General features: G+C 52.6%; 20 protein-coding genes and 1 pseudogene. 13 read left to right on the top strand and 8 right to left on the bottom strand.

The window, feature by feature from the left end; all coding sequences use genetic code 11:
• The first annotated feature begins 145 nt into the window (after positions 1-145).
• The 7 genes from AC6I8L_RS21080 to AC6I8L_RS21050 all read left to right on the top strand — a co-directional run bounded on the left by AC6I8L_RS21080 (position 146) and on the right by AC6I8L_RS21050 (position 8,295).
• The gene (locus tag AC6I8L_RS21080; RefSeq protein WP_058961251.1) at positions 146-1,045 is read left to right on the top strand and encodes a LysR family transcriptional regulator; all 900 of its coding nucleotides are present in this window, start codon (positions 146-148) and stop codon (positions 1,043-1,045) included.
• Positions 1,046-1,693: 648 nt separating this feature from the next.
• Positions 1,694-2,392: a LuxR family transcriptional regulator gene (locus AC6I8L_RS21075; protein WP_498014689.1), complete on the top strand. Its 699-nt coding sequence runs from the start codon at positions 1,694-1,696 to the stop codon at positions 2,390-2,392.
• 18 nt (positions 2,393-2,410) lie between these two features.
• On the top strand, positions 2,411-2,953 hold the full coding sequence (locus AC6I8L_RS21070) for a fimbrial protein (protein ID WP_058961250.1): 543 nt from the start codon (positions 2,411-2,413) through the stop codon (positions 2,951-2,953).
• Positions 2,954-3,013: 60 nt separating this feature from the next.
• On the top strand, positions 3,014-3,751 hold the full coding sequence (locus AC6I8L_RS21065) for a fimbria/pilus periplasmic chaperone (protein WP_058961248.1): 738 nt from the start codon (positions 3,014-3,016) through the stop codon (positions 3,749-3,751).
• Positions 3,723-6,287, top strand: coding sequence for a fimbrial outer membrane usher protein (locus AC6I8L_RS21060; RefSeq protein ID WP_374754042.1), 2,565 nt, complete (start codon positions 3,723-3,725; stop codon positions 6,285-6,287). Before AC6I8L_RS21065 ends, AC6I8L_RS21060 begins: the two co-directional genes overlap by 29 nt.
• A gap of 36 nt (positions 6,288-6,323) precedes the next feature.
• A complete protein-coding gene (gene stbD / locus AC6I8L_RS21055) occupies positions 6,324-7,610 on the top strand; it encodes a fimbrial usher protein StbD (RefSeq protein ID WP_058961285.1) in 1,287 nt (428 codons plus the stop codon).
• Positions 7,611-7,614: 4 nt separating this feature from the next.
• Positions 7,615-8,295, top strand: coding sequence for a fimbrial assembly chaperone (locus AC6I8L_RS21050; protein ID WP_167347125.1), 681 nt, complete (start codon positions 7,615-7,617; stop codon positions 8,293-8,295).
• A gap of 43 nt (positions 8,296-8,338) precedes the next feature.
• On the opposite strand, the gene AC6I8L_RS21045 is transcribed toward AC6I8L_RS21050, so the two are convergent.
• The 4 genes from AC6I8L_RS21045 to AC6I8L_RS21030 form a co-directional block, all read right to left on the bottom strand.
• Complete coding sequence (locus AC6I8L_RS21045) at positions 8,339-9,658, bottom strand: MFS transporter (protein ID WP_374754044.1); 1,320 nt, start codon at positions 9,656-9,658, stop codon at positions 8,339-8,341.
• A gap of 63 nt (positions 9,659-9,721) precedes the next feature.
• A complete protein-coding gene (locus AC6I8L_RS21040; protein WP_058961243.1) occupies positions 9,722-10,654 on the bottom strand; it encodes an SMP-30/gluconolactonase/LRE family protein in 933 nt (310 codons plus the stop codon).
• Positions 10,651-11,601 (bottom strand): hydroxyacid dehydrogenase, encoded by a 951-nt coding sequence (locus tag AC6I8L_RS21035; RefSeq protein WP_058961242.1) that lies wholly within the window; start codon positions 11,599-11,601, stop codon positions 10,651-10,653. The genes AC6I8L_RS21040 and AC6I8L_RS21035 overlap by 4 nt, the downstream gene beginning before the upstream one ends.
• Positions 11,601-12,293, bottom strand: coding sequence for an RraA family protein (locus tag AC6I8L_RS21030; RefSeq protein ID WP_058961240.1), 693 nt, complete (start codon positions 12,291-12,293; stop codon positions 11,601-11,603). Before AC6I8L_RS21030 ends, AC6I8L_RS21035 begins: the two co-directional genes overlap by 1 nt.
• Positions 12,294-12,461: 168 nt before the next feature.
• Here AC6I8L_RS21030 and AC6I8L_RS21025 point away from each other — a divergent pair, with 168 nt between their 5' ends.
• The gene (locus AC6I8L_RS21025; protein WP_034822708.1) at positions 12,462-13,193 is read left to right on the top strand and encodes an IclR family transcriptional regulator; all 732 of its coding nucleotides are present in this window, start codon (positions 12,462-12,464) and stop codon (positions 13,191-13,193) included.
• Between the two features lie 63 nt (positions 13,194-13,256).
• On the opposite strand, the gene AC6I8L_RS21020 is transcribed toward AC6I8L_RS21025, so the two are convergent.
• Both AC6I8L_RS21020 and AC6I8L_RS21015 read right to left on the bottom strand, forming a co-directional pair.
• A complete protein-coding gene (locus tag AC6I8L_RS21020; RefSeq protein WP_058961239.1) occupies positions 13,257-14,597 on the bottom strand; it encodes an MFS transporter in 1,341 nt (446 codons plus the stop codon).
• 334 nt (positions 14,598-14,931) lie between these two features.
• Positions 14,932-15,405 carry a DUF1203 domain-containing protein gene (locus AC6I8L_RS21015; protein ID WP_058961237.1) on the bottom strand — a complete coding sequence of 158 codons (474 nt, stop codon included), beginning with the start codon at positions 15,403-15,405 and terminating at the stop codon, positions 14,932-14,934.
• Positions 15,406-15,603: 198 nt separating this feature from the next.
• On the opposite strand from AC6I8L_RS21015, the gene AC6I8L_RS21010 reads away from it, so the two are divergent.
• From AC6I8L_RS21010 to glgX, 5 genes are all read left to right on the top strand, one after another.
• The gene (locus tag AC6I8L_RS21010) at positions 15,604-15,846 is read left to right on the top strand and encodes a hypothetical protein (protein ID WP_058961235.1); all 243 of its coding nucleotides are present in this window, start codon (positions 15,604-15,606) and stop codon (positions 15,844-15,846) included.
• A 334-nt stretch (positions 15,847-16,180) separates the two neighbouring features.
• The gene (proP, locus tag AC6I8L_RS21005) at positions 16,181-17,620 is read left to right on the top strand and encodes a glycine betaine/L-proline transporter ProP (protein ID WP_058961233.1); all 1,440 of its coding nucleotides are present in this window, start codon (positions 16,181-16,183) and stop codon (positions 17,618-17,620) included.
• Between the two features lie 242 nt (positions 17,621-17,862).
• Positions 17,863-19,647 carry a malto-oligosyltrehalose trehalohydrolase gene (gene treZ / locus AC6I8L_RS21000; protein ID WP_058961232.1) on the top strand — a complete coding sequence of 595 codons (1,785 nt, stop codon included), beginning with the start codon at positions 17,863-17,865 and terminating at the stop codon, positions 19,645-19,647.
• Positions 19,644-22,139 carry a malto-oligosyltrehalose synthase gene (gene treY, locus AC6I8L_RS20995; protein ID WP_058961230.1) on the top strand — a complete coding sequence of 832 codons (2,496 nt, stop codon included), beginning with the start codon at positions 19,644-19,646 and terminating at the stop codon, positions 22,137-22,139. The genes treZ and treY overlap by 4 nt, the downstream gene beginning before the upstream one ends.
• Before the next feature lie 41 nt (positions 22,140-22,180).
• On the top strand, positions 22,181-24,256 hold the full coding sequence (gene glgX / locus AC6I8L_RS20990) for a glycogen debranching protein GlgX (RefSeq protein WP_058961228.1): 2,076 nt from the start codon (positions 22,181-22,183) through the stop codon (positions 24,254-24,256).
• A 33-nt stretch (positions 24,257-24,289) separates the two neighbouring features.
• On the opposite strand, the gene AC6I8L_RS20985 is transcribed toward glgX, so the two are convergent.
• Entirely contained in the window at positions 24,290-24,628 is a 339-nt protein-coding gene (locus AC6I8L_RS20985; RefSeq protein WP_034822694.1) for a helix-turn-helix domain-containing protein, read from the bottom strand.
• Positions 24,600-25,006: pseudogene (locus AC6I8L_RS20980) on the bottom strand (type II toxin-antitoxin system RelE/ParE family toxin). The gene AC6I8L_RS20985 and the pseudogene AC6I8L_RS20980 overlap by 29 nt, the downstream one beginning before the upstream one ends.
• Positions 25,007-25,287: the final 281 nt, after the last annotated feature.

Raw genomic sequence — 25,287 nt, 5'->3', positions numbered from 1 at the left:
GCTGTACATCTCCTCAGCTCACCGAATAAAGCCATCCTCGCGTCACAAAAATGATTTGTTAATTTTGTTTTTATTGGCCTTTCATTTACTTTTCTTATTAATATTCTGTTAATCGTTGTTTTACATAAAGTTAACAAAAAGAAAAATGAAAATGACTATCAAGCAGTTACGCGCGTTCTTAGCGGTCGCTCACACTTTGAGTTTTGCCCAGGCCAGCGAACGTCTGGCGATTTCGCAACCGGCGCTGAGCCTGGCGATCAGCGGATTAGAAGAAGCGTTGGGTGGACCGTTGTTTATGCGCACCACCCGCCACGTATCACTGACGCCGGAAGGTGAGATCTTTTTTCCCATGGCACGACGGCTGCTGGCGGATTGGGAAAATGCCGAAGAGGCGATGCATCTGCGTTTTACGCTGCAACTGGGGAAAGTGTCGATTGCCGCCATGCCCTCTTTTGCTGGCAACCTGCTGCCTGCGGTGCTGAAGGCTTTTCGCCAGCGCTATCCCGGCGTCAATATCGCGGTGCATGACGTGATCAATGAAACGGTGCTGGAGATGGTGCAGGAGGGACGCGTGGAGATGGGTGTCGCCTTTGAACCCGAACTGGCCGATGCGCTGCACTTCACCCCGCTGGGTAGCGACCGCTTTGTTGCCGTGGTGCCCGCTGATAGCCCGTTAGCGGATAAGCCACAGCTGAGCTGGCGTGAACTGCTGCATCTGGATTTCATTACCTTGCAGCGTCCTTCGGCGGTGCGTCTGCTGCTTGAGCAGTCACTGGCACAGGCAGGAAGAAGACTCGACGTCGCTTACGAAAGTCATCAATTGGTCACCGTTGGAAAAATGGTCGCCAGTGGATTGGGGGCCAGCGCCGTACCTGCACTCTGCATTCAGCAGATGCGCGAGTTGGGTGCGGTCTGTGTGCCGCTGGTCTCACCACTGATTGAGCGGCGAGTGGGCATTTTGCGCTTGAAGCAGCACCAGCTCTCCCATGCTGCCGCCGCACTGGCACAAACCATGAGTGACGAATGTCGCTGGCCCGACTCATAATTCAGCGTTAATTCACAACGTAACCTCAACCAGACAATATTTGTCGCCTGGTCCTCCTAAATGCACAGTCGTTTTTTATCAATTAAATAAACACCAGATGTTAACAATTGATTTAGCCAAATAAAATATTTCGTAGATAAATCATAGCCAGTAAGCTGAACCTTCATCCGATTTGATTAATTGCACTAATCAAAGCGGCCACAAGATTGCTAATGATATGTAAAAATCTTCTCCGCGCGGACATTTTAAGATCAAATCCACCCTGCATTAGATGTAAGAATAATCCTAAGAGAAATAAATATCCCCTTCCGCAAGGTGAACTTCATTACTCAATTACCTCGCCGCATCACAACCCACAGACCAGAGGCAGTTTTCATTACATCAAATAAAAATTAAAAACCCTGAAATCTCACTTTTCACACCAAAGATAATCAGGCTCAACACTGACGAACATTCAATTATTTAGCAATTAATGCTATCTAAATTTTGATCCCAAAAGCCGATTTTCACCATTAATCCTGGGGGATTTAGAAAGTTCTTAACTCTATAGGGGTATGAAACGATGACGATCATGCCAAGTTGAGAAAATACAATGGAATTTTAAAAATCACCATCCCGTACAACCTAAGACTTTTCTGAGGGTAAGAAATGACTTATTTTCTTAACTCGTTGAATAAAAACAATTATCCTGCCAGGATATCCGCAGCTCTTACAGGAGCGGATGAGTTTGTTATGAAAAATACCACACGAGAGGACTTACGCTGTGCCAGTTGCAAATATGGCTGCCAGCTGACGAACCGAAACAACGATATTCTTAATCGCTGTCCAATACAAAAAATTGCGATTTGGCCGGGGAACAATCATTTCTTGATTAAAGGTGTACTTTCATTAGTCGCTGGCCGCTATGAAAGTGTGTTTTGCCGGGGATGTATATTCGTTGATTTTTCGCGAGAAAACTTACGTTATCTCACCAATAAAAACTGGATTGATTATCTGAAATCCACCGGGCTAACGATCGTTTTAGTCTCCGATCGTCCGCTGGCCGCTCTGGCTGCACACTGGATAAAGAGAGAGGGAATCCACTCCGTTATTTATTGTGAAGACCGGTTAGAGGATATCAAGAAGGTGATTAACAGCACCTATTATGGTTTAAAAGGAGGCGCAACAAGGAGAGTTAATGCACTGTCGAATGAGGAAGTGACCTTTCTGGATTTAGCCTTGAAAGGTAATTCACTGTCTGCCATTTCGATAGCAATGAACCATGAGATGAAAAAAATTTACAACATCAAAGATTCGGTTCGACGAAAGACCGGTACCAGCCTTAATCAGCTGATCTCGGGTCACTAAGTAAAAGGATTACACGAAATGACGCAAACACATAAAACACTGCTTTCACTGGTTATCACCGGTGCCCTTTTCTCGGCCTCTGCCGTTGCAGCGTCCGATAACACCATTAATTTCCAGGGTGAAGTGGCTGATGAAACCTGTTCCATCTCGGTGAATGGCAATGCGGCCTCACCGGTGGTGCTGATGCCCACCGTGAGTAAATCCGATCTGGCTGCCAGCGGTGATGTCGCCGGACAAACCGCCTTTACCGTAGGTTTGACCGGTTGTACCGGCAACTCAGCTTCCTCAACAAAAATTTCAACGGTGTTTGTCGGTAATAACGTGACGGCCAATGGCAACCTGGCGAATACCGGCACTGCAAAAAATGTTGAGGTCCAACTGGTGGACAGTAAAGACGCGGTGATTAACCTGACGGGCGGCTATACCGGTGATGGCGACCTGACGCTTGCCGCCGATGAGACCGAATCCTCGGCCACTTATAACGCGCAATATTATGCCAATGGTGTCGCCGCTGCCGGAACCGTGGCTGCTTCATTACAATACGCGGTGACTTACCAGTAATAATTAATGAGCGTACGTTCGGATATCCGGGCGTGCGCTGCATGCCATGAGATCGTCTGTATGTATTTACGCAATGCCCTGGGCGCGTTATTTCTCAGCGTGATGTCAGCGACGGCAACAGCAAGCGTCACGCTGCTGGGCAGTCGGATCATTTATCCGGCACCGGTCAGCTCCATCAACATTCAATTTAAAAACGACGATAGCATTCCCTATGTTATTCAGACCTGGTTTGATGAGGGTGATATGGATGCCAAACCACAGCAGATTAATCGCGTGCCCTTTATCACTACGCCGCCGGTATTTCGTATTCAGCCGAAATCAGGGCAGGTCGCGCGTATTGTCGTCAGCCAGCCAGACAAACTGCCTCAGGATCGAGAGTCCGTTTACTGGTTTAACATGCTGCAAATTCCGCCTGCATCACAGGCTGCCGCCGATAAGAATGCCATGACGGTCATGCTGCGCAATCGGGTGAAATTGTTTTATCGCCCTGCGGCAATAGGCAAACCGGGCAATATTTTATCGGGTATTAAAGTCCGCACTCTAATCGATTCCCAAAAAGGCAGCGGATTACAGATCGATAATGCGCAGCCCTGGCATGCTTCATTCGTCGCTATTTCCCTGCGTATCGCGGGAAAAAATTATGAGTGTGAACCTGTAATGGTTGCCCCGTTCTCCATGCATACCTGCTGGTTCAGTCATACCAAACAACGCTTACAGGGTGTAGGCAGCGTCAGACTCGACGCGATTAACGATCAGGGAGCCAGAATAAGTGAAAATTACCCCATCAACTCCCAATGAATTAAAATTCCCCTTATTCTTTCTGACCGTTTCATTCTATTTCTCAACAGCCGTGCACAGTGAAGAATATTATTTCGATCCGTCGCTGTTTAAAGGCTCTGCTTTCGGTCAGAACATCGCGCAATTCAACCAAAGCGAGTTGCCCGCGGGGCATTATCTGGTCGATGTTTATGTCAATAATGCCCTCGTGTCATCCAGCGTGAAGCTGGAATTTTTGCCCCCGGCACAAGGAAAAGAGGTCGAGCCATGCTTACCCTTTTCCCTGGTGAAAATGTTGCCGTTAAAAAAGGTTCCAACACAGCCAATAAATCGCGAGTGCGCCCCGCTTGCTGACTGGACGCCACAAGGGAGCTGGGCTTTTGATGCCGCCGCGTTACGCCTGAATATCACGCTGCCCCTGTCAGCGCTTAAGCGCACGCCGCGTGGTTATATTCCGCCCGAACAGTGGGATGGCGGGATGACCGCGTTATTTCTGCGCCACAACACCAATTACACCTGGACGGAAAACAGCGCGGCTGCCTACCGCTATCAATATTTGTGGAGCGGGATCACCGCAGGCACTAATGTCGCCAACTGGCAGCTGCGTCATCAGGGCAATCTTCGCTATCTCAGCAGCAGTGTGGGTGGTAGCAGCTATCGCTACAACAAGGTACGAACCTGGGTGCAACGGCCACTGACGTCGATCAATAGCCAGCTTTCCCTTGGCGATAGCTACACAGACAGCTCGCTGTTTGGCAGCCTGCCGTTTAATGGCGTAAAACTCGCCACTGACGAACGTATGTGGCCGCAAGGCAGACGCGGTTATGCCCCTGAAATTCGAGGCATCGCCTCATCTAACGCCCGTGTTATTGTGAAACAGTTGAACAAGGTCATCTATGAAACCGTGGTGCCGCCTGGCCCGTTTATCATTGATGATTTGAACAACACCCGCAGTCAGGGGGATTTTGAAGTCGAGGTAATTGAAGCCAACGGTAAAATCGCCACCTTTACGGTGCCCTACTCCTCGGTTCCTGATTCGGTGCGTCCGGGCAACTGGCATTACTCGCTGGCGCTGGGCCGTGTGCGCCAATATTACGCTGTGAATAACGCTTTTTTTGAGGGTGTGATGCAGCGCGGCGTCAGTAATAGTTTGACGGCAACCGTCGGTTCACGGCTGGCGGAAGATTACCAGGCGTGGCTTCTGGGAGGTGTCTGGGCAACCGGCGCAGGTGCATTTGGTCTCAACACCACGTTTTCCCAGGCAAAGGCCGAAAATGACCAGCGCACCTCGGGCTGGCGCGCAGAGTTAAGCTACAGCAAAACCTTTCAAACTGGCACCAACCTGGTCCTGGCCGCTTATCGATATTCGACTCGTGGATTTCGCGACCTGCAGGATGTTTTAGGGGTTCGACGCCAGCAACAAGCGGAAATCAACTACTACTCAGACTCGCTCAACCAGCGTAATCGCTTATCGGCGACACTCAGCCAATCAATGGATGCGTATGGCCTGGTCAGTTTAAGCGCCAGCACCGCCGACTATTACAACAACCAGTCGCGTATCACCCAGTTGCAGTTCGGCTATAGCAACAGCTGGCGCAATATCAGTTACGGTATCAATGTGGCGCGTCAACGCACCTGGTGGAATACCCAGCAAGGCAATGTGAGCGTCAACGATAATCTCAACAGCAGCCGTCAGCAGCGCTACAGCGAAAATACCCTTTCAGTGAATATTTCAGTACCGCTTAACTGGGGTGCGGGTCTTTCATCTGTGGCCTACAACTACAACCAGTCAAAACAGAGCCAGTCTTCGATGGCGACACTAACAGGTTCGGCAGGCGAACAGCGCGATTTCTCCTATTCGCTCTACGGAGGAACGGAGCATTACCGCAATGGCGTCAATGGAGAAGCCAGCTCCTTTGGGGGCAACCTGCAGCAAAACACCCGTTTTGGCGCCATCCACGCCAACTACGGCCAGGGAGATCACTATCGCCAGGTCGGTTTAGGCACGTCTGGCACTTTACTGCTGCATCGTGGCGGTCTCACTGCGGGGCCTTACACCAGCGATACGTTCGCGTTGATCCATGCCGAGGGCGCCCAAGGTGCGACGGTACAAAACGGACAAGGAGCCGTCATTGACTACAACGGTTATGCGCTGCTGCCCTCGCTCACCCCTTATCGTGAAAACACGGTCAGCCTCAATACGTTGCACATGCGCGCCGATGCTGAGTTAAACGGCGGAAGCCAGCGTGTGGTTCCTTATGCCGGTGCCGTGAGTCAGGTGAGTTTTGCCACCTTACGCGGCACCGCGGTGTTGATTTCACTGAATACCACCGAGGGGATGGCACCGCCGATGGGCGCCGAAGTGCGTGATGCCTCCAACACCGTGATTGGCGTTGTCGGTCAGGGAAACCAGCTTTACGCACGCGTTCCACATGACTCCGGCAGTCTGCAAATCAGCTGGGATGGCAAAACCCAACGCTGTGCCGTCAATTATCAAATCACCGGAAAGACGCAACAGGCGCTTATCCTCCTCAATGGTATTTGCAGGACGCTATAACTCGTGAAAATTAAATATCTCCTCGTTGTGCTGCTGATGCTGCCGCTGACGTTATGGGCAAACTGCATCAAAGTCACCAGCACCTCATCGCTTTCAGCCGCCGCTCTGGCAGCCGGCTACACCGCATCGTCCTGGACGGGTGCCTGTGATACCTGTTCAGGCAACCTGGGTTTGCCATCGGTGATCAGCATCAACAGCGGTACATCCTTTCAGCCCGCAGGATCGTTGCTGGCCAGTTCAGTCGGTTCGTTTCTCACCTCCGCCAGCAACACCGCTTACAGCCCGAATCAGATCCTCTACCGCTGTGCAGTAGCGGATGCGGGCAGTTTGTATGAGATGTACGCCACCAACGGTGACAGCGCCTATGCTGGCATGTATGCCAGCAGCGAGGTTAGCGGCGCTTATTACGACGTGGCGAAAAACGTGGCAGTGCGCATGACCAATCTGACCACCGGTGAGTATTACAGCCGCTACTGGAAGTCACGCCAGTTTACCGCCGACAGTTGGTACTCTGACGGCACCTACCTTTACATTCCGGCCAGCGCGTTTAGCAACGTGTTGTACGAAATGTTCAAAATCAGTTCAACCAGCTATTACGCCAATGGCGATAATCGCTACAGCGATCTTTGGACGCAGCCGCGCGGCTATATTGCATTTAAAGGCCCAGGTCTGGACACCAACAGTCTGGCAGTAGGCCAGGACAGCGCCAGCTATTGGTACGGGTTTTACGGCAACTGGCCCGCCGCCTGGAGTACGTATCGCAACGTGACCTATGTGCGGGGCGCGTTGTGTGAAGTCCAGAATTACCCGTCTGTGGTGCTGCTGCCAACCATCAGTGTGAACGCGCTCAAAGCAGGCGGTAGCAGTCAGGTACCGTTTTCGATCTCGCTGCAGTGCGAATCGGGCGCGCGATCCAGCACCAGCACATCCACCAGCACTGCCGCCAATGTCGCGATGGGCTTACTGGTGAATCAACCTAACGCGGTGTCACAAGCGACACAGTTGGGTTTGACCACCAGCGGCGGCGGATTGACCTGGCTGCTGGATAATCAATATGGCAGCAGCGGCGTGGCCTCGGGTGTGGGCATCAAAATTTATAACGCCAGTGGTTCTGCCATTAACTTATTACCTAACCTCGCCAGCACCGGCACCGGGAATACGCGCGGCTGGTATGCCTATACGGATCTCACCTCGCTGGTCTCTTCCGGTAGCAGCAATATTTACAGCGGTGATTTTTTGGCTTCGCTCGAAGCCATAAGTGGACAAACAGTAACAGCAGGGACAGTCAATGCGCAGTTGCAAGTGGTGGTCAGTTTTCAGTAACACAATGGCATTGAGCAGCCTGTTATTCGCTGCTCACGCCATGGCCGTGGTGAATGTGGATAGAACACGCATCATTTTTAATGCCGGTGAGAGCAGCCAGGCGCTAAATATAAAGAACGGTGCGGAAACCCCCTCCGTGGTACAGATCTGGAGCGATGACGGTGATTTGATGCAGTCCCCGGAATTGAGCAGTGCACCCATTTTTGCCATGCCGCCGATGATGAAACTCGCACCTGATGAGCAGCGTGCAATTCGTCTGGTGCTCACTTCACGCCAGTCGTTGCCGGAGGATCGTGAGAGCCTTTACTGGCTGAATATTTATCAGATTCCCGCGCTGAGCAGGCAAACAGGCAGCGCAGAACAAAAAATCCTGTTGCCGCTGCGGTTGCGGCTTAAGGTTTTTATCCGACCGGCGGCGCTGGGCGTGCCTCAGCCTGAAGATGTGCAGAAGCTGCGTTTTATCGTGCACGAACGCCAGCTAACACTAGAGAATCCAACGGCGTGGTATATGAGCTTAAGATTACAGATTGCCAATAAGCTTAAAGTGGATGATGTGCTGGTGGCGCCGTTTGGTTCGGTCACCCTCCCAATAGCGCAACCGGTTCAGGTGGGTGAGAGCGTGATTTATGAGGTGTTTGACGACAACGGTAACCCGGTGGGATATCAGAGCCATACCGGCACCTAAGTTACCTTGCCGCGCCCTGAAGGGCGCGGCAATCTTGTGTCATTCATGAGGCGTTTTTGTAAGGATCGCGAACCTGAGCCACCGCCAGTGCGCCGAATAGCAATATTGCCGATACTGCTAACAGTGCCCACATAAAGCCGCCTGACATCTGTTTAACGTATCCAATCAGTGAAGGGCCAAAGAAACCGCCCAGATTGCCCACTGAAACAATCACGGCCAACCCAGCCGCTGCGGCATTGCCGGTTAGAAAACCCGATGGCAGCGCCCAAAACGATGCCTGAAAGGCCAGAATGCCGCTGACAGTGATGCAAAGTGCCAGCATTTTTAGCACCGGTTCTGACACCACCGCGCTGCAAGATAATGCTATGGCAGCCATCACTAACGCTCCACTGATCCAACGAATGCGATGTGGTGAAAGGTTTGCTCTTCGTGCCCAGAACAACATACTGAGTGCCCCGCAAACGTACGGTAAAGCAGTGAGAAAACCGGTCGCTGTGTGACTGACGCCCATCTGTTTGATGATCTGTGGCATCCACAAGCCGACACCAATCGAACCGACTATCCCACAAAAATTGATCAATGCCAGCAGCCACAGCAGCGGATTACGCATCGCGTGCCGCATGCTGTCGCCATGTTTGTCAGCGATGCGCTGTTGTTCTTCATCCAATCTGCGTTGCAACAGGCTTTTTTCATCGTCAGTCAGCCATTTCGCCTTAGCCGGTTTATCGTCGAGGAAGAACAAACACGCGATGCCAAGTAACACGGCTGGCACGCCTTCAATCAAGAGCAACCACTGCCAGTTATGGATGTGTTCATGGCTGGTGATCTGCATCAGCGCCCCCGAAATAGGGGCACCGATGATGTTTGCCACCGGGATGCCCACCAAAAACGCAGCAGTGATTTTTGCTCGCCAGGTGCCGGGAAACCAGTAAGTGAAAAACAGATAGATGCCTGGCGTAAAGCCTGCTTCAGCCATGCCGAGACAAAAACGCGCGACGGCAAAACTGGTTGGCCCCGTCACAAACGCCGTCGCCATCGAAATCAACCCCCACGAAATCATGATGCGCGCAATCCAGATGCGTGCCCCGGTTTTCTGCATAATCAAATTACTGAGGATCTCAAACAGGAAATAACCGATAAAGAACATCCCTGCGCCAAAACCAAACTGCTCCGCCGTTATCCCTAGATCGGCATTCATGCCCAGCGCGGCAAAGCTGACATTGGTCCTGTCCAGATAACTGATCACGTAACAGATAAAGATGAAAGGCAGGATTCGCCTGAATGCTTTAGCCGCCGCGTGTTCGCTGCGATCCATTTCTTGGGGATTCAGGGTTTTCTCAGGCGCAGCGGGCGCGCCTGGCATGGCGTCAGGTAAGGTATGCAGGGTCATGCGATGCTCCATGGTGCTCTGTGGCACCTGTTGTTGTTAGCTTGCTGGAGTGGAACGACCTGACAGCGCGGCACCGGGAACAGCCATGTCGCAGGTCAGGATTGAGCCAGTGACCGACTCGGTGATAAACAGTCGCCGGCGCTCGGCTCCGCCATAACAGACATTGGTGGTTGAGCGACCCGCTGGGCTGATAATGATTTGGATGGGTTCCGCCATCGCATTCAATAACCACAGACGGCCTAATCCGGGATTGGCAATCAGCAATTCGCCTTCGGTGTTGATGGCGAGTCCATCGGGTCCGCTTGGGCCGTGTAAAGTGAAGAACTGCCCGACCTTGCTCACCGAACCGTCCTTTTGCAGCGGTACGCGCCAGATACAATTTCCCCGCGTCATCGCTACATACATCAGGCTCTCATCCGGCGATAGCACCAGCCCGTTTGGGCTCGGGCAATTATCCAGCAACAAATCGAGACGCCCATCCACCGATAAGCGGTATACGCGTCCCGTCGGATCGTGCAGACCCGTTTGCCCCTGATCGGTGAAATAGAGATTGCCATGACGGTCAAACGTCAGATCGTTGACGCCTTTAAAACTCTCGCTGTTGCGACGCGTCAGCCATGGCGTGACACTTCGGTCATTAAGGGAGAGTTTCATCAATCCGTTTTGGTAATCGGTGATCAGCAACGTGTCCTCATCCAGCAACTTCATACCGTTGGGTTCGCCCTGATACTGAACGATCAACTCCCACTCGCCCTGCCTATCCACCCGAAAGATTCTGCCGTACGGGATATCGGTGACGTAAAGGCAGCCAGAAGGATGCCAGACAGGCCCTTCCAGAAAGGAGTCAACAGCCTGACCACCGCGATTGGCGGCTGACCAGGCATTCGCCGGATCGGGTTTTCTGAATCGGTCGGGCAAGCGGCTGAACACCTCGGCCTGGCGGATTTCCGGTTGAGTCAGACTGATCATGGTGACACGCCCTCTTCCAGCGGCGTATCTGCCAGTGCCTGCAAAATATTCTGTGCCGCCACCGTTCCCATGCGGATGTAAGAAGCATCACTCACGCCACCAATATGCGGAGAAAGAATCACGTTACTGATGCCCTGCCAGCGATGCGGCGCGGTCAGCGGCTCAGCGCTGAAACTGTCCAATGCTGCCCAATGTAACTTGCCTGATTGCAGCGCATCAGCGAGTGCCGCCTCGTTGATTAACCCGCCGCGCGCGGTGTTAACCAGGATTGCGCCGGGCTTGCAGTTCGCCAGCGTGTCGGCGTTGATCATTTCACGATTGGACTCTGTCAGTGGGCAGTGCAGCGACACCACATCAGCCTGTGCCAGAAGTGATTCAAGGCTATTAACCAATTCACAGGCCGGGGGGAATTCACGCGCAAAAGGATCATAAGCCACGACCCGCATGCCCATTGCATTCCCGATGCGAGCCACGCGACTGCCGATCGCACCTAAGCCAATTAACCCTAATACACGTCCTTCCAGCTCAATCGATTTGTGTGTCGATTTATCCCAGAATCCTGCACGCAGGCGCGCATCGAGCGGCATCACAGATTTGGCGCAGGCCAATATCAATGCCCAGGTATGTTCCGCCACAGCCGCGGCATTAGCTCCTGGTGCAGAACAGACACGAATCTGTCGTGCGGTGGCGGCTTGCTGGTCAATGACATCAATACCACTGCCGTGTTTGGAGATCACCCGCAAGGCCGGTGCGGCATCCATCACGGCGGCGTTGATCTTGCCGTAACGCACCAGAATCGCGACCGGATTGAGCTGGTGGCACAGGTCAATCAACTGCGTCTCAGTGGGTTGTTTTCCCGCAAAGACCAACTCAAACTCACGAAGTATGGCTACCGCGTCGGCAGCCAGATCGCTGCCGGTAATCAGAATGACAGGGGCTTTAGCCATCACAGCGTCTCCCCTTCTGCCAGCATACCTGCCTGGCGCAGTGCGTTCTCAAGCCATGGCGCGCGCGCATCGCCAGCTCGGATAGCGGCAATGCGCTGGGTTTCGCCGTCCAGCTTTTTCTTCGCTAAGGCAATGATGGCCTGTACTTCATTACGCGGTATCACCACCACGCCATCAACATCACCCACCACCAAATCACCGGCCTGAATCTGAGCTCCGGCAATGGAAATAGGATGATTAACGCGCCCCGGAATCAGTTTGGTGGGGCCACAAGGATTCAATCCCGCAGCAAACACCGGATATGACTGCTTGCTTAGCATATCGGCATCTCGCACTGCGCCATCAATGATGATGCCCGCGATGCCGGAAGCCTCTGCCTGGGTCGCCATAATCTCCCCCAGCAACGCGCAACTGAGGTCGCCCTTGCCATCCACCACAATCACATCGCCCGGTTGGGCAATCGCCAGTGCAGCATGGATGGCCAGATTGTCACCCGGACGTACCTCAACGGTGATGGCCGGACCCGCCACTTTCATCTGTGGTGAAAGCGGTTTGATTCGGCCGTGCAGCGTGCCGCGACGCCCGGCAACATCAGCCAGGATCGCCGCCTGATACTCAGCCGCTTGTTGCACTTCTTCCGGGGTCACGCGGCTGATATTTCGTTGGATCATTGCAGTAGTGTGAATGCTCATCTCTTCCTCGCTTTGTTTTACTCTGTAAAACACGTGTGTACAATATAAAACAACTATAGCCAGGGCGAGGCAGATTTAGCCATAGCCTTATCGGCGTTTGTGACGTAAACACGAGGTGACTCACAAAAATTCAGGTACACTCGTTGTCGTTCAAAACAGGAGGAATGCATGGGAAATGAAGGCGTTATTGCGGTGGAGAAGGCGCTAGCGCTACTGGACTGTTTCCGTCCAGGCGACGATAGCCTGACGCTGACTGCGTTGTCGCAGGCGTCGGGTTACCACAAAACCACGGTTTATCGCCTGATGAATTCTCTCGAACGAATGAACTACGTGGTGCGCCATGAAAATGGGAGCTATGGACTGGGACCACGCTTGCTGTATCTGGGCAAGTTGTATGAGCAATCTTTCCATCTGGCCAGCGTGGTACAGCCCGAGCTGCAACAACTGGCGCTGGCTACCCATGAGAGTGCTAGTTGGTATGTGATTGAAGGCGGCCAGCGCATGTGCTTATTCCGCGCCGAGGCTTCGGAAGGATTACGACACAGCCGTTTGCCCGGCACGATTTTCCCTCTCGATCAGTCTGCGATTAGTCAGGTGCTGCGCTTCTGGGGGCTCAATGAAGCCCTGTTTGATAAGCATCCACGCCTGCCGTTATATACCTCAGGCGCACGCGATCCGCATACCGCCGCCTTCGCGATGCCGGTATTTGGCGTGAACGATAAATTGATTGCTGCCTTAGCGTTAACCGGCCCGGCCTCGCGCCTGGTGGAATCGCGCCGTGATGATGGCCTGACGCAGCAAATGAGCCAGAGTGCCGCACGACTCTCTTTAAAACTGGGTGCATCAAAGCCGTTTTGCAGTGCGCAATACGGTGAAGACGCACTGACGACCGATAACTGATCGTTGTGTCAGATAGCTTCCGGGCTCACCACAGTGTGCCCGGAAGTCTCACACTGAGTCAGTTCAGGATGAGTGACTCGACAAGCGACCTTCCGCCTTCTGGCCTTGCGAAAGATTACGCCCCATCATCACTACTGCAATCCCCCCTGACAGGCAAAGCGCAGCCAGAGGCAACAGTGCCAAAGTGTGACTACCGGTCTTTTCATTGATGATGCCGTAAGCATTGACCATTACCGCGCCACCAATCAGGTTGGCGATCGCCCCTATCGCCGCCAGCCCTGCCGCAGCGGATTGACTGCTCATCCAGCCCGCCGCCAGTGCCCAGAATGGCCCTTTCATAGAATAAGCGCCGACCAGAATCAGACACATGATAATTATGGTTGCCGGTAACGAAAGGCTGACAAACGCGGCGAAAATCCCTCCAGCGATCATGAACAACGTTAATGCCGTGTGCCAGCGTCGTTCGCCCGTGCGGTCTGAGCTTCTTCCCCACACAATCATCAATATCGACGCCAAACCATAAGGAATCGCATTGAGCATTCCGGTGGTGAGATTATCAAGATGGAATGATTTCAGCAGTTGAGGTGACCAGACGCTGAGGGTGGTGCCGGCTGATGATGCGCCAGAATAGATCAGTGCCATCAGCCAGATATGTTTGTGCTTCAGTAATTGCCAGGTAGAAATATGACCGATATTTTTTTGCTTCTGGCGCTCGGCCTGCAGCGTGGATTCCAGCCACTGCTTCTGCTCACCGCTGAGCCAGCGCGCTTCGTGTGGGCGATTGCTCAGGACAAAATAGGCGGCAATACCGAGCAATACGGCAGGCAATCCTTCAATAATGAACAGCAGATGCCAGCCGCGCAGTCCCATCCATCCGTCGAGTGTGAGTATCAAGCCAGAAAGCGGTGAGCCGATAAAGTTCGCCAGCGGGATCGCCACCATAAACGAGGCAATAATACGCGCGCGATAACGCGCAGGGATCCACCAGGTCAGATACAACACCACGCCAGGGAAGAAGCCGGCTTCAGCCGCACCAAGTAAAAAACGCAGCACATATAAAGACGAAGAGGTTTCCACCAGTGCCATACACATTGAAACTATGCCCCAGCTGATCATGATGCGCGGGATCCACAAGCGCGCGCCGAACTTCTGCATCGCCAGATTACTGGGCACCTCAAACAGGAAATACGCCACGAAGTACAGACTGCTGGCGAAACCAAAGGCGGCCTTGCTCAGACCAAGATCCTCATTCATCTGGAGAGCGGCCATGCCGATATTGCCGCGATCGATAATAGACACCAGATAGCTCACCACCAGGAACGGCAGGATGCGCCAGATCACGCGACGCATGGTTTCGCGTTCCAGCGCCGAGACCGCCGTCTGTTTCAGGGTTTGTTCAGTCATTCTTTCCTCGCAGGGTCTGATTATGGTTATCAGGAGAAGATGCTTTGTTTTATTCTGTAAAACCAGGTTGTACAATATAAACTATCAGAAACGCTGCGAAGCAAACTGTCCGGTGATTGGGGATGCGGAGCCAATCACAAAATCGCCAGTGACTGTAGATTGAATTGTGATCGAAGACAGGTCTTTAAAACGAAAAAACCTGCTTCGCTCCCTTTGGATGCTAAGCAGGTCATTAATACGGAGACGGGCGGAAAATGCTATTGGCTTTCGGCTACACCACACCAGCGCACCAGCGTCAGCGCTATGGCTTTGGTGCAGGCCGTCAAAGGCAGAGTTAGTCTTGATGCTTGTGGATTGCCGCCAAATAGCAGCCAAATCGCGCACTATGGGCGTGGATATACACGGCTTCTGGCCGCTGTAGCAGATCTAAAACGGTTGGCTCCACTTCATCACCTGTCACCAGCTCTGCCGTAATAATGCAGTGCTCAAGATTGAAGGCTCGCAGTGAGAGTTGACGCTTAGCGAGATATTCCGGGATCTCGCTGTAGAAGATGCCGGACTGCATACAACCTTCATGAATGAAAATTGCGTGTTTTCCCTGATATGGTGATTGCGCGGGTTGATAGGTGTGATTAAGCAAGATTGCATGAGCTCCTGGTGGAACATCCTTCAAGCCAATACGATCTGGCAAAGCCGAGGCTTGGCTAGCTAACACTCGGCGTGCGCTGTACTGTGCCAGGTACTCATCATCCTTTCCGTATAAATGTGCAAAATCGCTGCTATTCAATCCGCTAATAATGTAATGCATACTGCCTCCTGCTAATAACATGGGTTCATCAGCAGTAAACGTTATCGAGCCCATCCTTGCTCGCTGGAAACGGACAGAGAATTATTGATCGCAACCGCAATGGCATTCACCGCCTTAGCTCAATCAGCCAGGGTTTGCTAAAGTAGTGGACATCAAGTATCAAGCGCTGCACTTGCATGTTTACACGGGAATTTGACCATGCCAGATTACATTTTCTATAAAAAAGATCAGGTCGTTGCCACTGTTGAAAGAACAGATGTCGAGAGCGCCGTAATGCTCATTTCACAAAGCTATAAAAAGTTAAATGAAGAGGTCGAAGCAGCGACGCCAGAAGCGGCGTTAAAGCGGTTAGCGGATGTTCAAAATCAAGACAATATTATTCATCATGCTTTCGTTACAGGGTCAGTATTTACCTCCATCGTGAATGTGCTGTTCAAATGATTTTCCTTCACCAGCCTTGTGCCGCTGAATCTTATGCGGCGTGAATGACTGCAGCATAATTAACTCACTAGCACAGTGTCACCGCATAATATAGCGCAGAATAAAACCCACCCCCTCCCCCACGACACAATCAATTATTTCACCCCTCAAGCACTTTGACAGAATATACCTTCATCGCTACGCTTTAATGCAAGGATATATGTCACAAACTTGCACATCTTAGAAAGTTTACCTAAGGTGTCCGCCTTCAGCTTCTTATAGCTTTCATTTCCATTGGTGAATTTTTCGGCTGCGAAAGCTATAAGATCGCTCTAATTTTTACTCATGGAGGTTTATGAGCACCGGAACGATTTCTAAACAATCTGACTTAACCGTTGATGATATTACGGTCATCGATAACAAATTATTAAAACGCGCTGTGAGTGCTGCGGCATTAGGCAACACCATGGAATGGTTTGATTTTGGCGTATATAGCTATCTTGCCGTGATTATTGGCCAGGTCTTTTTTCCTGGTGCCAGTAATACCGCGCAATTAATCGCCTCTTTCGGCACCTTTGCCGCCGCGTTTTTAGTTCGTCCGATCGGGGGCATGGTCTTTGGTCCCTTAGGTGATCGCTTTGGGCGGCAGAAAGTGCTCGCCTTCACCATGATCATGATGTCGATTGGCACCTTCTGTATCGGCCTGATTCCCAGCTATGCCAGTATTGGTATCGCGGCACCGATCCTGTTGCTGGCCGCTCGCCTGATGCAGGGCTTCTCGACCGGCGGCGAATACGGTGGTGCAGCGACCTTTATCGCAGAATATTCCACCGATAAGCGCCGTGGCTTTATGGGCAGTTTCCTTGAGTTCGGCACGCTGGCGGGTTATCTGCTCGGTGCCAGTCTGGTCACCGGCATGATTGCACTATTACCGCATCAAGCAATGATGGATTGGGGCTGGCGTATTCCGTTTTTCCTGGCCGCACCTTTAGGTTTATTTGGCCTGTATATTCGCCTGAAACTGGAAGAGACGCCGGCGTTTAAAGAGCATATGGATAAGCGCGAAGAGCTTGAGCACAATAAGCCTCAACTGACCTTGCTGCAGATGCTGCGTGTACAGAGTAAACCGCTGTTGAAATGTATTGGCCTGGTGCTGTTATTTAACGTATCCAATTATATGTTGACTGCTTATATGCCCAGCTATTTAACCGGCGTATTGGGCATGAGTGAACTATCCGGGCTCATGTTAGTCATGGTCATTATGTTTATTATGATGCCATTGACGTTGATGTGGGGACATTTAACCGACCGTATGGGCCGTAAGCCGGTCATTGGCTTAGGGGCTCTGGGCTTAATATTGCTGGCTATTCCCAGCTATATGCTGATTGGTTCTGGCAATATGATGTTGGTATTTGCCGGTCTGGCGGTATTAGGTTTATTGCATACCTGCTTTAGCGGCACCATGCCCGCCACATTACCGGCCCTGTTTGTCACCGATATTCGCTACAGCGCATTAGCGATAGGCTTTAACCTCTCCGTGTCACTGTTCGGCGGCACTACGCCGTTAATCACTGCATGGCTGGTGGACACCACGCACAATGCGATGATGCCCGCTTATTACATGATGGGCGCCGGAATTGTCGGTTTGATTACGGTGCTAACGTTGAGTGAAACCGCGCGTAAACCGCTGAAAGGCTCTTCACCTGCAGTCGCCACCAAAGCGGAGGCGCATAAGCTGATTGATAAATTACGTAAGCAACGCGGCCGCAAGGTCCAGCAGCACAAACCAGCATAATCTTCGGGGCGACCATCAGGTCGCCTTTCTTCTATTCACCTTCCTGATTAGCGAAGCGTAAGGCGTCGATAATTTCCTAAACCCATCTGTTCGCGCCAGAAAAGCGCAAAATATCGACTATGATCTGTTCTCAGTCTTTCTTGTCGTCCCACTGTATATCGTACTCAGTCAGCATCTTTAAACGGAACGTGTACCGCTTGATGTCGTCCATTGCCCTTGCGAGGGTTAAACGAGGCAATTGAATGGAATTCAGATCATTTGAGAAATCCTGGGGAGCTGAGATTCAGGCAGATGGCAGCGTGCTATTCCGCTTGTGGGCACCGGGTCAGCAACAGATTACCTTGCGTCTCGCCGATGGCGATCATCTTATGTCAGCCTCGGACGATGGCTGGTATCAACGGCAACTGGGCGGCATACAACCTGGTGCGACTTACAACTTTGTACTGGCGGATGGCACGGTGGTGCCCGATCCCGCCGCTCGCGCGCAACAATCCGGGGTCAATGGCCCTTCCGTGGTCGTCGATCCTCGTCATTATGCATGGCAGCACACGGATTGGCGCGGACACGCCTGGCAAGAAACCGTGGTGTACGAACTGCATATCGGGACTTTCACACCCGAAGGCACTTTCGAGGCCGCCATTACCCGCTTGCCCTATTTGCAGGCACTCGGCATTACCATGATTGAGGTGTTGCCGGTGTCGCAGTTTGGGGGCAATCGCGGTTGGGGCTATGACGGCGTATTGCTGTACGCACCGCACTCCGCTTACGGCTCGCCGGATGATTTCAAAGCCTTCGTGGATGCTGCACATGGACACGGCCTGTCGGTGGTGCTCGATATTGTGCTCAATCACTTTGGTCCGGAAGGTAACTATCTGCCGCTGCTGGCCCCTGATTTCTTCCACAAAGAGCGCATGACACCCTGGGGCGCGGGCATCGCATATGATGTTGATGCCGCACGTCGTTACATCGTGGAAGCGCCACTCTACTGGTTGCAGGAATATCACCTCGATGGCCTGCGCTTTGATGCCATCGATCAAATCGAAGATACCTCCAGCAAACATGCGTTGATTGAGATTGCTGAACGTATTCGTCGTGAGATAACGGACCGCCCTATCCACCTCACCACGGAAGATTCACGCAATGTCACCTTCCTGCACCCGCGTGACAAACAGGGCCATGCGCCGCTGTTTACCGGCGAATGGAATGACGATTTCCACAATGCCATTCATGTGTTTGCCACCGGTGAAACCCATGCCTACTACCAGGATTTCGCCGACGTACCTGAAAAGCAGATCGCGCGCATTTTGACGGAAGGTTTTGCCTATCAGGGAGAAATCTCGCCGCAGAGCGGTCAACGGCGCGGCGTGCCCAGTGCGGCACAGCCTCCGATTGCCTTTGTTGATTTTATCCAGAACCACGATCAGGTCGGCAATCGTGCGCAGGGTGACCGCTTAATCACGCTGGCAGGCACCGACCGCACCAAAGTGCTGCTGGCCACGCTGTTACTGTCACCGCATATCCCGCTGCTGTTTATGGGCGAGGAGTATGGCGAAACCAACCCGTTCCTGTTCTTCACCGATTTTCATGGCGATTTGGCTAAAGCGGTACGTGAAGGACGCGCCCGCGAGTTTACCGGCCATGCGGGGCATGACGACAGCGTGCCCGATCCCAACGCGGAAGAGACCTTTAACCGCTCGAAACTCGACTGGAGCAAACTGGAAAGTGAGAAAGGCAAAGCCTGGCTGGCGTTCACTCAGCAATTGCTGGCATTGCGTCAGCGCCACATTGTGCCGCTGCTCGCCACGGCGGGCGGTCACAGTGGCAAAGTGCTGAAAACGGCCAAAGGTTTTATCGCGGTGAGCTGGCAGTTCCCGCAGGGTGAACTCTCGCTGGCGCTGAATATCAGCAAGCAGGCGCAGCCCTTACCCACTATGGCAGGCAAAACCCTCTTTGCCTGGCCGCAGGAGAATGATGTGTTGCCGCAACATGCCATTGTGGTGCGTCTGGCAAAGGGAGAAAAAGCATGACGATTCCTTCAGCGACCTACCGTATTCAGTTCCGCAACGGCATGACCTTTGACCGCGCCATCACCTTGTTACCTTATTTGCAGCGGCTCGGTATCAGCCATCTCTATGCCTCACCTATTTTCACTGCCACCACGGACTCCACGCATGGCTACGATGTCACCGACGCCAATGAGATCGATCCTGCGCTGGGCGGACGTGACGGTTTTAACCGACTGTCGGCGGCATTACAGCAGGCCGGCCTCGGTTTAATTCTGGATATCGTGCCAAACCATATGGCGGCATCACTGGAAAATGCCTGGTGGCGCGATGTGATTGAGCATGGAGAAAACAGTCAGTATGCGCGCTATTTCGATATCGACTGGTCGCGTCCCCTCACATTGCCGTTCCTCGGCGATGATTTTGAACGCGTGCTGCAAAACGACGAATTGAGCATTAAGCCCCATCCGCAAACTGGCCATCCGGCGCTGGCTTACTACGACAGCTTCTATCCGCTGACGCCTGCCAGTTGGCAAGGACGCGCCGATGAGGTGCTGGCCATCAACGATCGCGCAGCGATTGCCGAATTGCATCAGCAGCAGCCCTGGCAGCTGATCAACTGGCGTGACGCACGAAAAGATCTCTCTTACCGACGCTTCTTTGAAATCACTGGGCTAGTCGGCGTGCGGGTCGAGGATGAAGCCGTGTTCAACGCCTCACACGCACTGATTCTGGAACTGGTTCACAGCGGTGCTGTGAGTGGTTTGCGTGTCGATCACATTGATGGTCTGGCCGATCCGCAGGGTTATCTTCAGCGTTTGCGCAGAGCCGCAGGTGCGGATTGCTACATCACGGTAGAGAAGATTCTGGCAGAAGAGGAGCAGATTCCGGTTGAATGGCCCATTTCCGGCACCACTGGCTATGAGTTTATCGCTGCGCTTTCACATGCGTTGATCGACGATACCCAGATTGATGCGTTGCATCTGGCCTATGAAGCCGTCACCGAAGAGCGGAATGATGTCAGTGCTGGTCTGCGCGCCGCCCGTGAATTGATGGTTGATCGTAACTTCGCTGGTGAATTTTCACGCCTGCTGGCGATATTGACCGGGGTGGCACATTTAGAACAGCGCAATTTTGGCGAAGCTGAGTTGCATGTCGCCCTTCGCGAGATGCTGATCGCCTTCCCGGTTTACCGCACCTATGGTCGCCCGGCGGGCATGCCTTTGGCGGGTGAAGCGCTGCTGCAACAGGTACTGGAAGCGGTGAAGTTCAGTGCTTTTCCCGCTGCACTCAGCTTCCTGCAGGCCATATTACTCGGTGCGGTCTCGGAACAAAGTGAACCGGATGCCGCTGAATTCCGTACGCGCTTCCAGCAACTCACCGGCCCGTTGATGGCGAAATCGGTGGAAGACACCCTGTTCTTCCGAAATCACGCCATCCTTGCCATCAACGAAGTCGGCGCGGAACCGCTGCCGCACCCCTTCTCTGTGGAACACTTCCACCAGCAGATGCAAACCCGGTTACATCATCAACCCGACGCACTTTCGACGACGTCAACCCACGATACCAAACGTGGGGAAGATGCCCGTGCCCGACTCTATTCACTGAGCGAAGCACCCGCACTCTGGGCAGAGAACGTCACGCGCTGGCGGGAGCTGAATCAATCCAAAGTGCTCACTATGAACGAAGGCCCGGCCCCCGAACCGGCGGTAGAATGGATGCTGTATCAGGCGCTGGCCGGTGCGTGGCCCACGACCTTACGACCAGATGACCACGACGGGTTGCGTACCCTTGAGGCACGCTTTATACCGTTTGTGGAGAAAGCGCTGCGTGAAGCCAAGCTTCGTACTGACTGGGCGGATGGCGACGAAACTTACGAACAGGCGGTGCTGGAATATGCAAAACATCTGCTATCCGCAGAAAACCCAGCATTCCTGACGGACTTCGTCACAGCCATTCAACCTTTCGTTGATGCCGGCCTGGTTAACAGCCTGTCACAGACCGTGATTAAGCTCACCGCACCAGGCGTCCCGGATATTTATCAGGGCAGCGAAGCGCTGGATTTCAGCCTCGTCGATCCCGATAACCGCCGTGAGCCCGATTACGCCGTGCTGGAGGCGCAACTTGTTGATCGCAGCCGTCCTGATTTCACTCAGCCCTCTGACTGGCGCAGCGGCAAACTCAAACAGCAGGTCATCGCATGCTTATTACACCTGCGCCTTGATAAGCCGCAGCTATTCCGTTTCGGCGATTATCAACCGTTGTACGCCACAGGCGCGCATCCAGAGCACCTGATTGCCTATGCGCGACAGGACAGTGAAAACAGCCTCATCGTTGTGGTGCCTCGATTAATGCTGGAGGGCACTTCCTGGGCTGAAACGTCCATTCCCTTACCTGAGTCACTGGCCCACCGGCACTATCGCAATCTGTTAAGTGGTGCAACCTTAGCGCTTAACGAACAACTTTCTTTAGATAACTTACCGCCTTACGCGCCACTGGTGCTGATTGCCAGTTAATAACAAGCCTGTATTTCTGTTCATGGGATGGAGAGGAATGAATGTCTAACGCAAAGCCTTTAGAAATTATCGCGGGTTCGGGTCAAACGCTTGGCGCAAATTATGATGGCGAGGGCGTCAATTTTGCCCTGTTTTCAGCGTTCGCCGAGCGTGTGGAATTGTGTCTTTACGATGAGAGCGGTCAGCACGAAATCGCGCGTTTTGATCTGCCGGAAAATACCCATGAAGTCTGGCATGGCTACATTCCCGGTCTGCAGCCCGGTGCACTTTACGGCTACCGGGTGCATGGCCCGTTTGAACCGGAAAACGGCCATCGATTCAACGCCAACAAACTGCTGCTCGACCCGTATGCTCGTGAACTGCGCGGCGACATCCAGTGGAACGATGCGCATTTTGCCTATGACCTGCTGCATGAAGATAAAGACCTGACTTTCGATGAACGTGACAGCGCACCGTTTACGCCAAAATGTCGGGTGATCGATCCCAACGAATTTGACTGGCAGGACCGCAATCGCCCGGTTATCCCGTGGTCGCAGACCGTTATCTATGAGACACACGTTAAGGGCTTCAGCCAGTTGAACCCGGCAGTGCCCCCTGAAATGCGCGGCACTTACGATGGCATGAGCAACAAAGCCACCGTCGAGTACATTAAAAGCCTCGGTGTCACGTCGGTTGAGTTGCTACCGGTGCACTGGTTCCCGGACGATCAGCATTTGCTTGATAAAGGACTGAAAAACTTCTGGGGCTATAACTCACTGGCGTTTTTTGCCCCGGCCTCGCGCTACTTCGGCCCGCGTGGCATTCAGGGCTTTCGTGACATGGTGCGCGCCTTCCACGATGCCGGTATCGAAGTGATCCTCGATGTGGTTTACAACCATACGGCGGAAGGCAATGAACTGGGTCCGACGCTGTCGTTCAAAGGCATCGATAACTTCTCCTATTACCGCACCTTGCCGGATCAGCATCGCTACTACATCAACGATACCGGTACTGGCAACACCGTGAACACCTCCCATCCACGCGTGTTGCAGATGGTGATGGATTCTCTGCGCTACTGGGCGGAATCGATGCATATCGACGGTTTTCGCTTCGATTTGGGCACCATTCTCGGGCGCGAACCGGAAGGTTTCGACCAGCGTGGCGGCTTTTTTGATGCCATGACGCAGGACCCGGTACTGTCGAAATTGAAACTGATTGGCGAACCCTGGGATATCGGCCCCGGCGGCTATCAGGTTGGGGGCTTCCCGCCAGGCTGGGCCGAATGGAATGATAAGTATCGCGACACGGTGCGTGAATACTGGAAAGGCGACAACGTCTCAACCGACTTTGCTGCACGCCTGCTCGGTTCAGGCGATCTCTATGATCAACGTGGCCGCCGTCCATGGGCCAGCATCAATTTCCTTTCCGCACACGATGGCTTCACGCTCAATGATTTAGTGTCTTACAACGAGAAGCACAACGACGCGAACGGTGAAGATAACAATGACGGTCATAACGATAATCGTTCGTACAATTACGGCGCGGAAGGCCCGACCGATGACGAAGGCATCAATGCGGTGCGTGAGCGGCAAAAGCGTAACTTCCTCGCGACGCTGCTGTTCTCACACGGCACGCCGATGCTGCTGGCGGGTGACGAGTTTGGCCGCAGTCAGATGGGCAACAACAACGGTTATTGTCAGGACAGTGAAATCTCCTGGCTGCATTGGGAAAACTTGCCGGAGTCCGCGGATGCATTACGCAAATTCACTCGACATCTGCTGGCGTTAAGGGCGAAACAGCCGTTGCTGCGCCGTGAAAACTGGCGCGACGGTATGGACATAAAATGGTTTAACGCTGGCGGCGGCTTCCAGCAGGAAGACCAATGGGATGAGGGCAGCACGCTTGGCGTCTATATCGGTCGTCCGGATCTGCAAACCGAAGAAGGTATCTGGCACGATGTGCTGATGCTGTTCAATCCGTTTGAAGGCAACGTGCCCTTCCGCATCCCACAATTTGGCGAAGGCGGCTGGGTGCTGGAACTCACCACCTCCGATACCGCTAAAAAAGGGCTGGTGATTACCAAAGAGAAGGATTTTGAACTGGAAGGCCGCAGCATGGCGCTGTTTAGAAGGCCATAATTTTAAAGGGGAAACTGGAGTCCAGTTTCCCCTTTAAACAACAAATGCATCAGGGCCTTTAGCAGCCAGTGTATTTAAGATACGCAGTGCCGGGCCACTCGGCTTGATTTCTCCTCGCTCCCACTTTGAAACGCTATCCACTGTCATGCCTAAGGTATAAGCCAGTAATGCCTGACTCAGGCCATACTGTTTACGCATGAGTTTAATTTCCAGACCGGTCATATCATGTACAGCTGCAACACGCTTGCGATACTCACTTGCAGAGATTCGCGTGGCAATCTGAGAGACATCTTCATCAGAAAGTAGGCCTAATCCTCGCAACTCTTCCGCATCTTCAATCATCTCATCCAATGTTGCTGGTGTAGTTTTCATCGCAGTTTACCTCACTGAATGTCCCACGATTTTTAAGCTGTAGCAGGTCTGCCGCACTCGCTTGTAAGTACCCTTTCGCAAGGATTTTATACGTTGCCAACACGTCATCCTCGATCTCTTTGGCATTTTTCTTATGCAACTCGCCTTTAGTCCAGCCATCATAAAAAAATAGTGCGTTTCCTCTTTTGAAGAAAATCACCGACCGGGCACCACCACTTTTCCCCTTACTCAGTGCTATACGCTTTTTAATCACGCCTCCCCTAGGTCAGCTTCAAACTCGCCCCTTTTGACTTCCGGAGCAGCATGGCAAAGGTCAGCATCATGAAGACTGGCCTTTTTGAAATTCCGATCAAAACGTCTATGTACATAAATCGCCATTCCTTAGCCCTTAACCTTTGCCCGTAATGATTATTATAATAACGATTACGACCTCGCGACAATATCGGCTTGTTAGGATTTCTGAATCTGTCGCACAACATATTTCACTGGATCTATTTAAGATCGTGAGAATGGCTAAAAATGTTGCGCCTTCGCTACGTATGATTTGATCTCCATCACCGTGCAATAAAAAATAATTAACTAAATCTCGCATTCTGCCGATGGTTATTAATCTGCCCTATTCCCTGATTTTCCTGAACCAGGGGTGCTTTTAGATTAAG

This window comes from Type-E symbiont of Plautia stali (assembly GCF_059731115.1).
Note: the sequence above shows the minus strand (reverse complement) of the source record. Positions and strands in the feature narration are given on the sequence as shown.

Excerpts from the sequence above, each read along its gene's own strand:
- AC6I8L_RS21025 (WP_034822708.1), top strand. The coding sequence starts at position 12,462 with ATGGGAAATGAAGGCGTTATTGCGGTGGAGAAGGCGCTAGCGCTACTG.
- AC6I8L_RS21040 (WP_058961243.1), bottom strand. The coding sequence starts at position 10,654 with ATGATCAGTCTGACTCAACCGGAAATCCGCCAGGCCGAGGTGTTCAGC.
- glgX (WP_058961228.1), top strand. The coding sequence starts at position 22,181 with ATGTCTAACGCAAAGCCTTTAGAAATTATCGCGGGTTCGGGTCAAACG.
- AC6I8L_RS21075 (WP_498014689.1), top strand. The coding sequence starts at position 1,694 with ATGACTTATTTTCTTAACTCGTTGAATAAAAACAATTATCCTGCCAGG.
- AC6I8L_RS21010 (WP_058961235.1), top strand. The coding sequence starts at position 15,604 with ATGCCAGATTACATTTTCTATAAAAAAGATCAGGTCGTTGCCACTGTT.
- AC6I8L_RS21070 (WP_058961250.1), top strand. The coding sequence starts at position 2,411 with ATGACGCAAACACATAAAACACTGCTTTCACTGGTTATCACCGGTGCC.
- AC6I8L_RS21050 (WP_167347125.1), top strand. The coding sequence starts at position 7,615 with ATGGCATTGAGCAGCCTGTTATTCGCTGCTCACGCCATGGCCGTGGTG.
- AC6I8L_RS21020 (WP_058961239.1), bottom strand. The coding sequence starts at position 14,597 with ATGACTGAACAAACCCTGAAACAGACGGCGGTCTCGGCGCTGGAACGC.
- AC6I8L_RS21080 (WP_058961251.1), top strand. The coding sequence starts at position 146 with ATGAAAATGACTATCAAGCAGTTACGCGCGTTCTTAGCGGTCGCTCAC.
- proP (WP_058961233.1), top strand. The coding sequence starts at position 16,181 with ATGAGCACCGGAACGATTTCTAAACAATCTGACTTAACCGTTGATGAT.
- treZ (WP_058961232.1), top strand. The coding sequence starts at position 17,863 with ATGGAATTCAGATCATTTGAGAAATCCTGGGGAGCTGAGATTCAGGCA.
- treY (WP_058961230.1), top strand. The coding sequence starts at position 19,644 with ATGACGATTCCTTCAGCGACCTACCGTATTCAGTTCCGCAACGGCATG.
- AC6I8L_RS21015 (WP_058961237.1), bottom strand. The coding sequence starts at position 15,405 with ATGCATTACATTATTAGCGGATTGAATAGCAGCGATTTTGCACATTTA.
- AC6I8L_RS21035 (WP_058961242.1), bottom strand. The coding sequence starts at position 11,601 with ATGGCTAAAGCCCCTGTCATTCTGATTACCGGCAGCGATCTGGCTGCC.
- AC6I8L_RS21065 (WP_058961248.1), top strand. The coding sequence starts at position 3,014 with ATGTATTTACGCAATGCCCTGGGCGCGTTATTTCTCAGCGTGATGTCA.
- AC6I8L_RS21045 (WP_374754044.1), bottom strand. The coding sequence starts at position 9,658 with ATGCCAGGCGCGCCCGCTGCGCCTGAGAAAACCCTGAATCCCCAAGAA.
- AC6I8L_RS21030 (WP_058961240.1), bottom strand. The coding sequence starts at position 12,293 with ATGAGCATTCACACTACTGCAATGATCCAACGAAATATCAGCCGCGTG.
- stbD (WP_058961285.1), top strand. The coding sequence starts at position 6,324 with ATGCTGCCGCTGACGTTATGGGCAAACTGCATCAAAGTCACCAGCACC.
- AC6I8L_RS20985 (WP_034822694.1), bottom strand. The coding sequence starts at position 24,628 with ATGAAAACTACACCAGCAACATTGGATGAGATGATTGAAGATGCGGAA.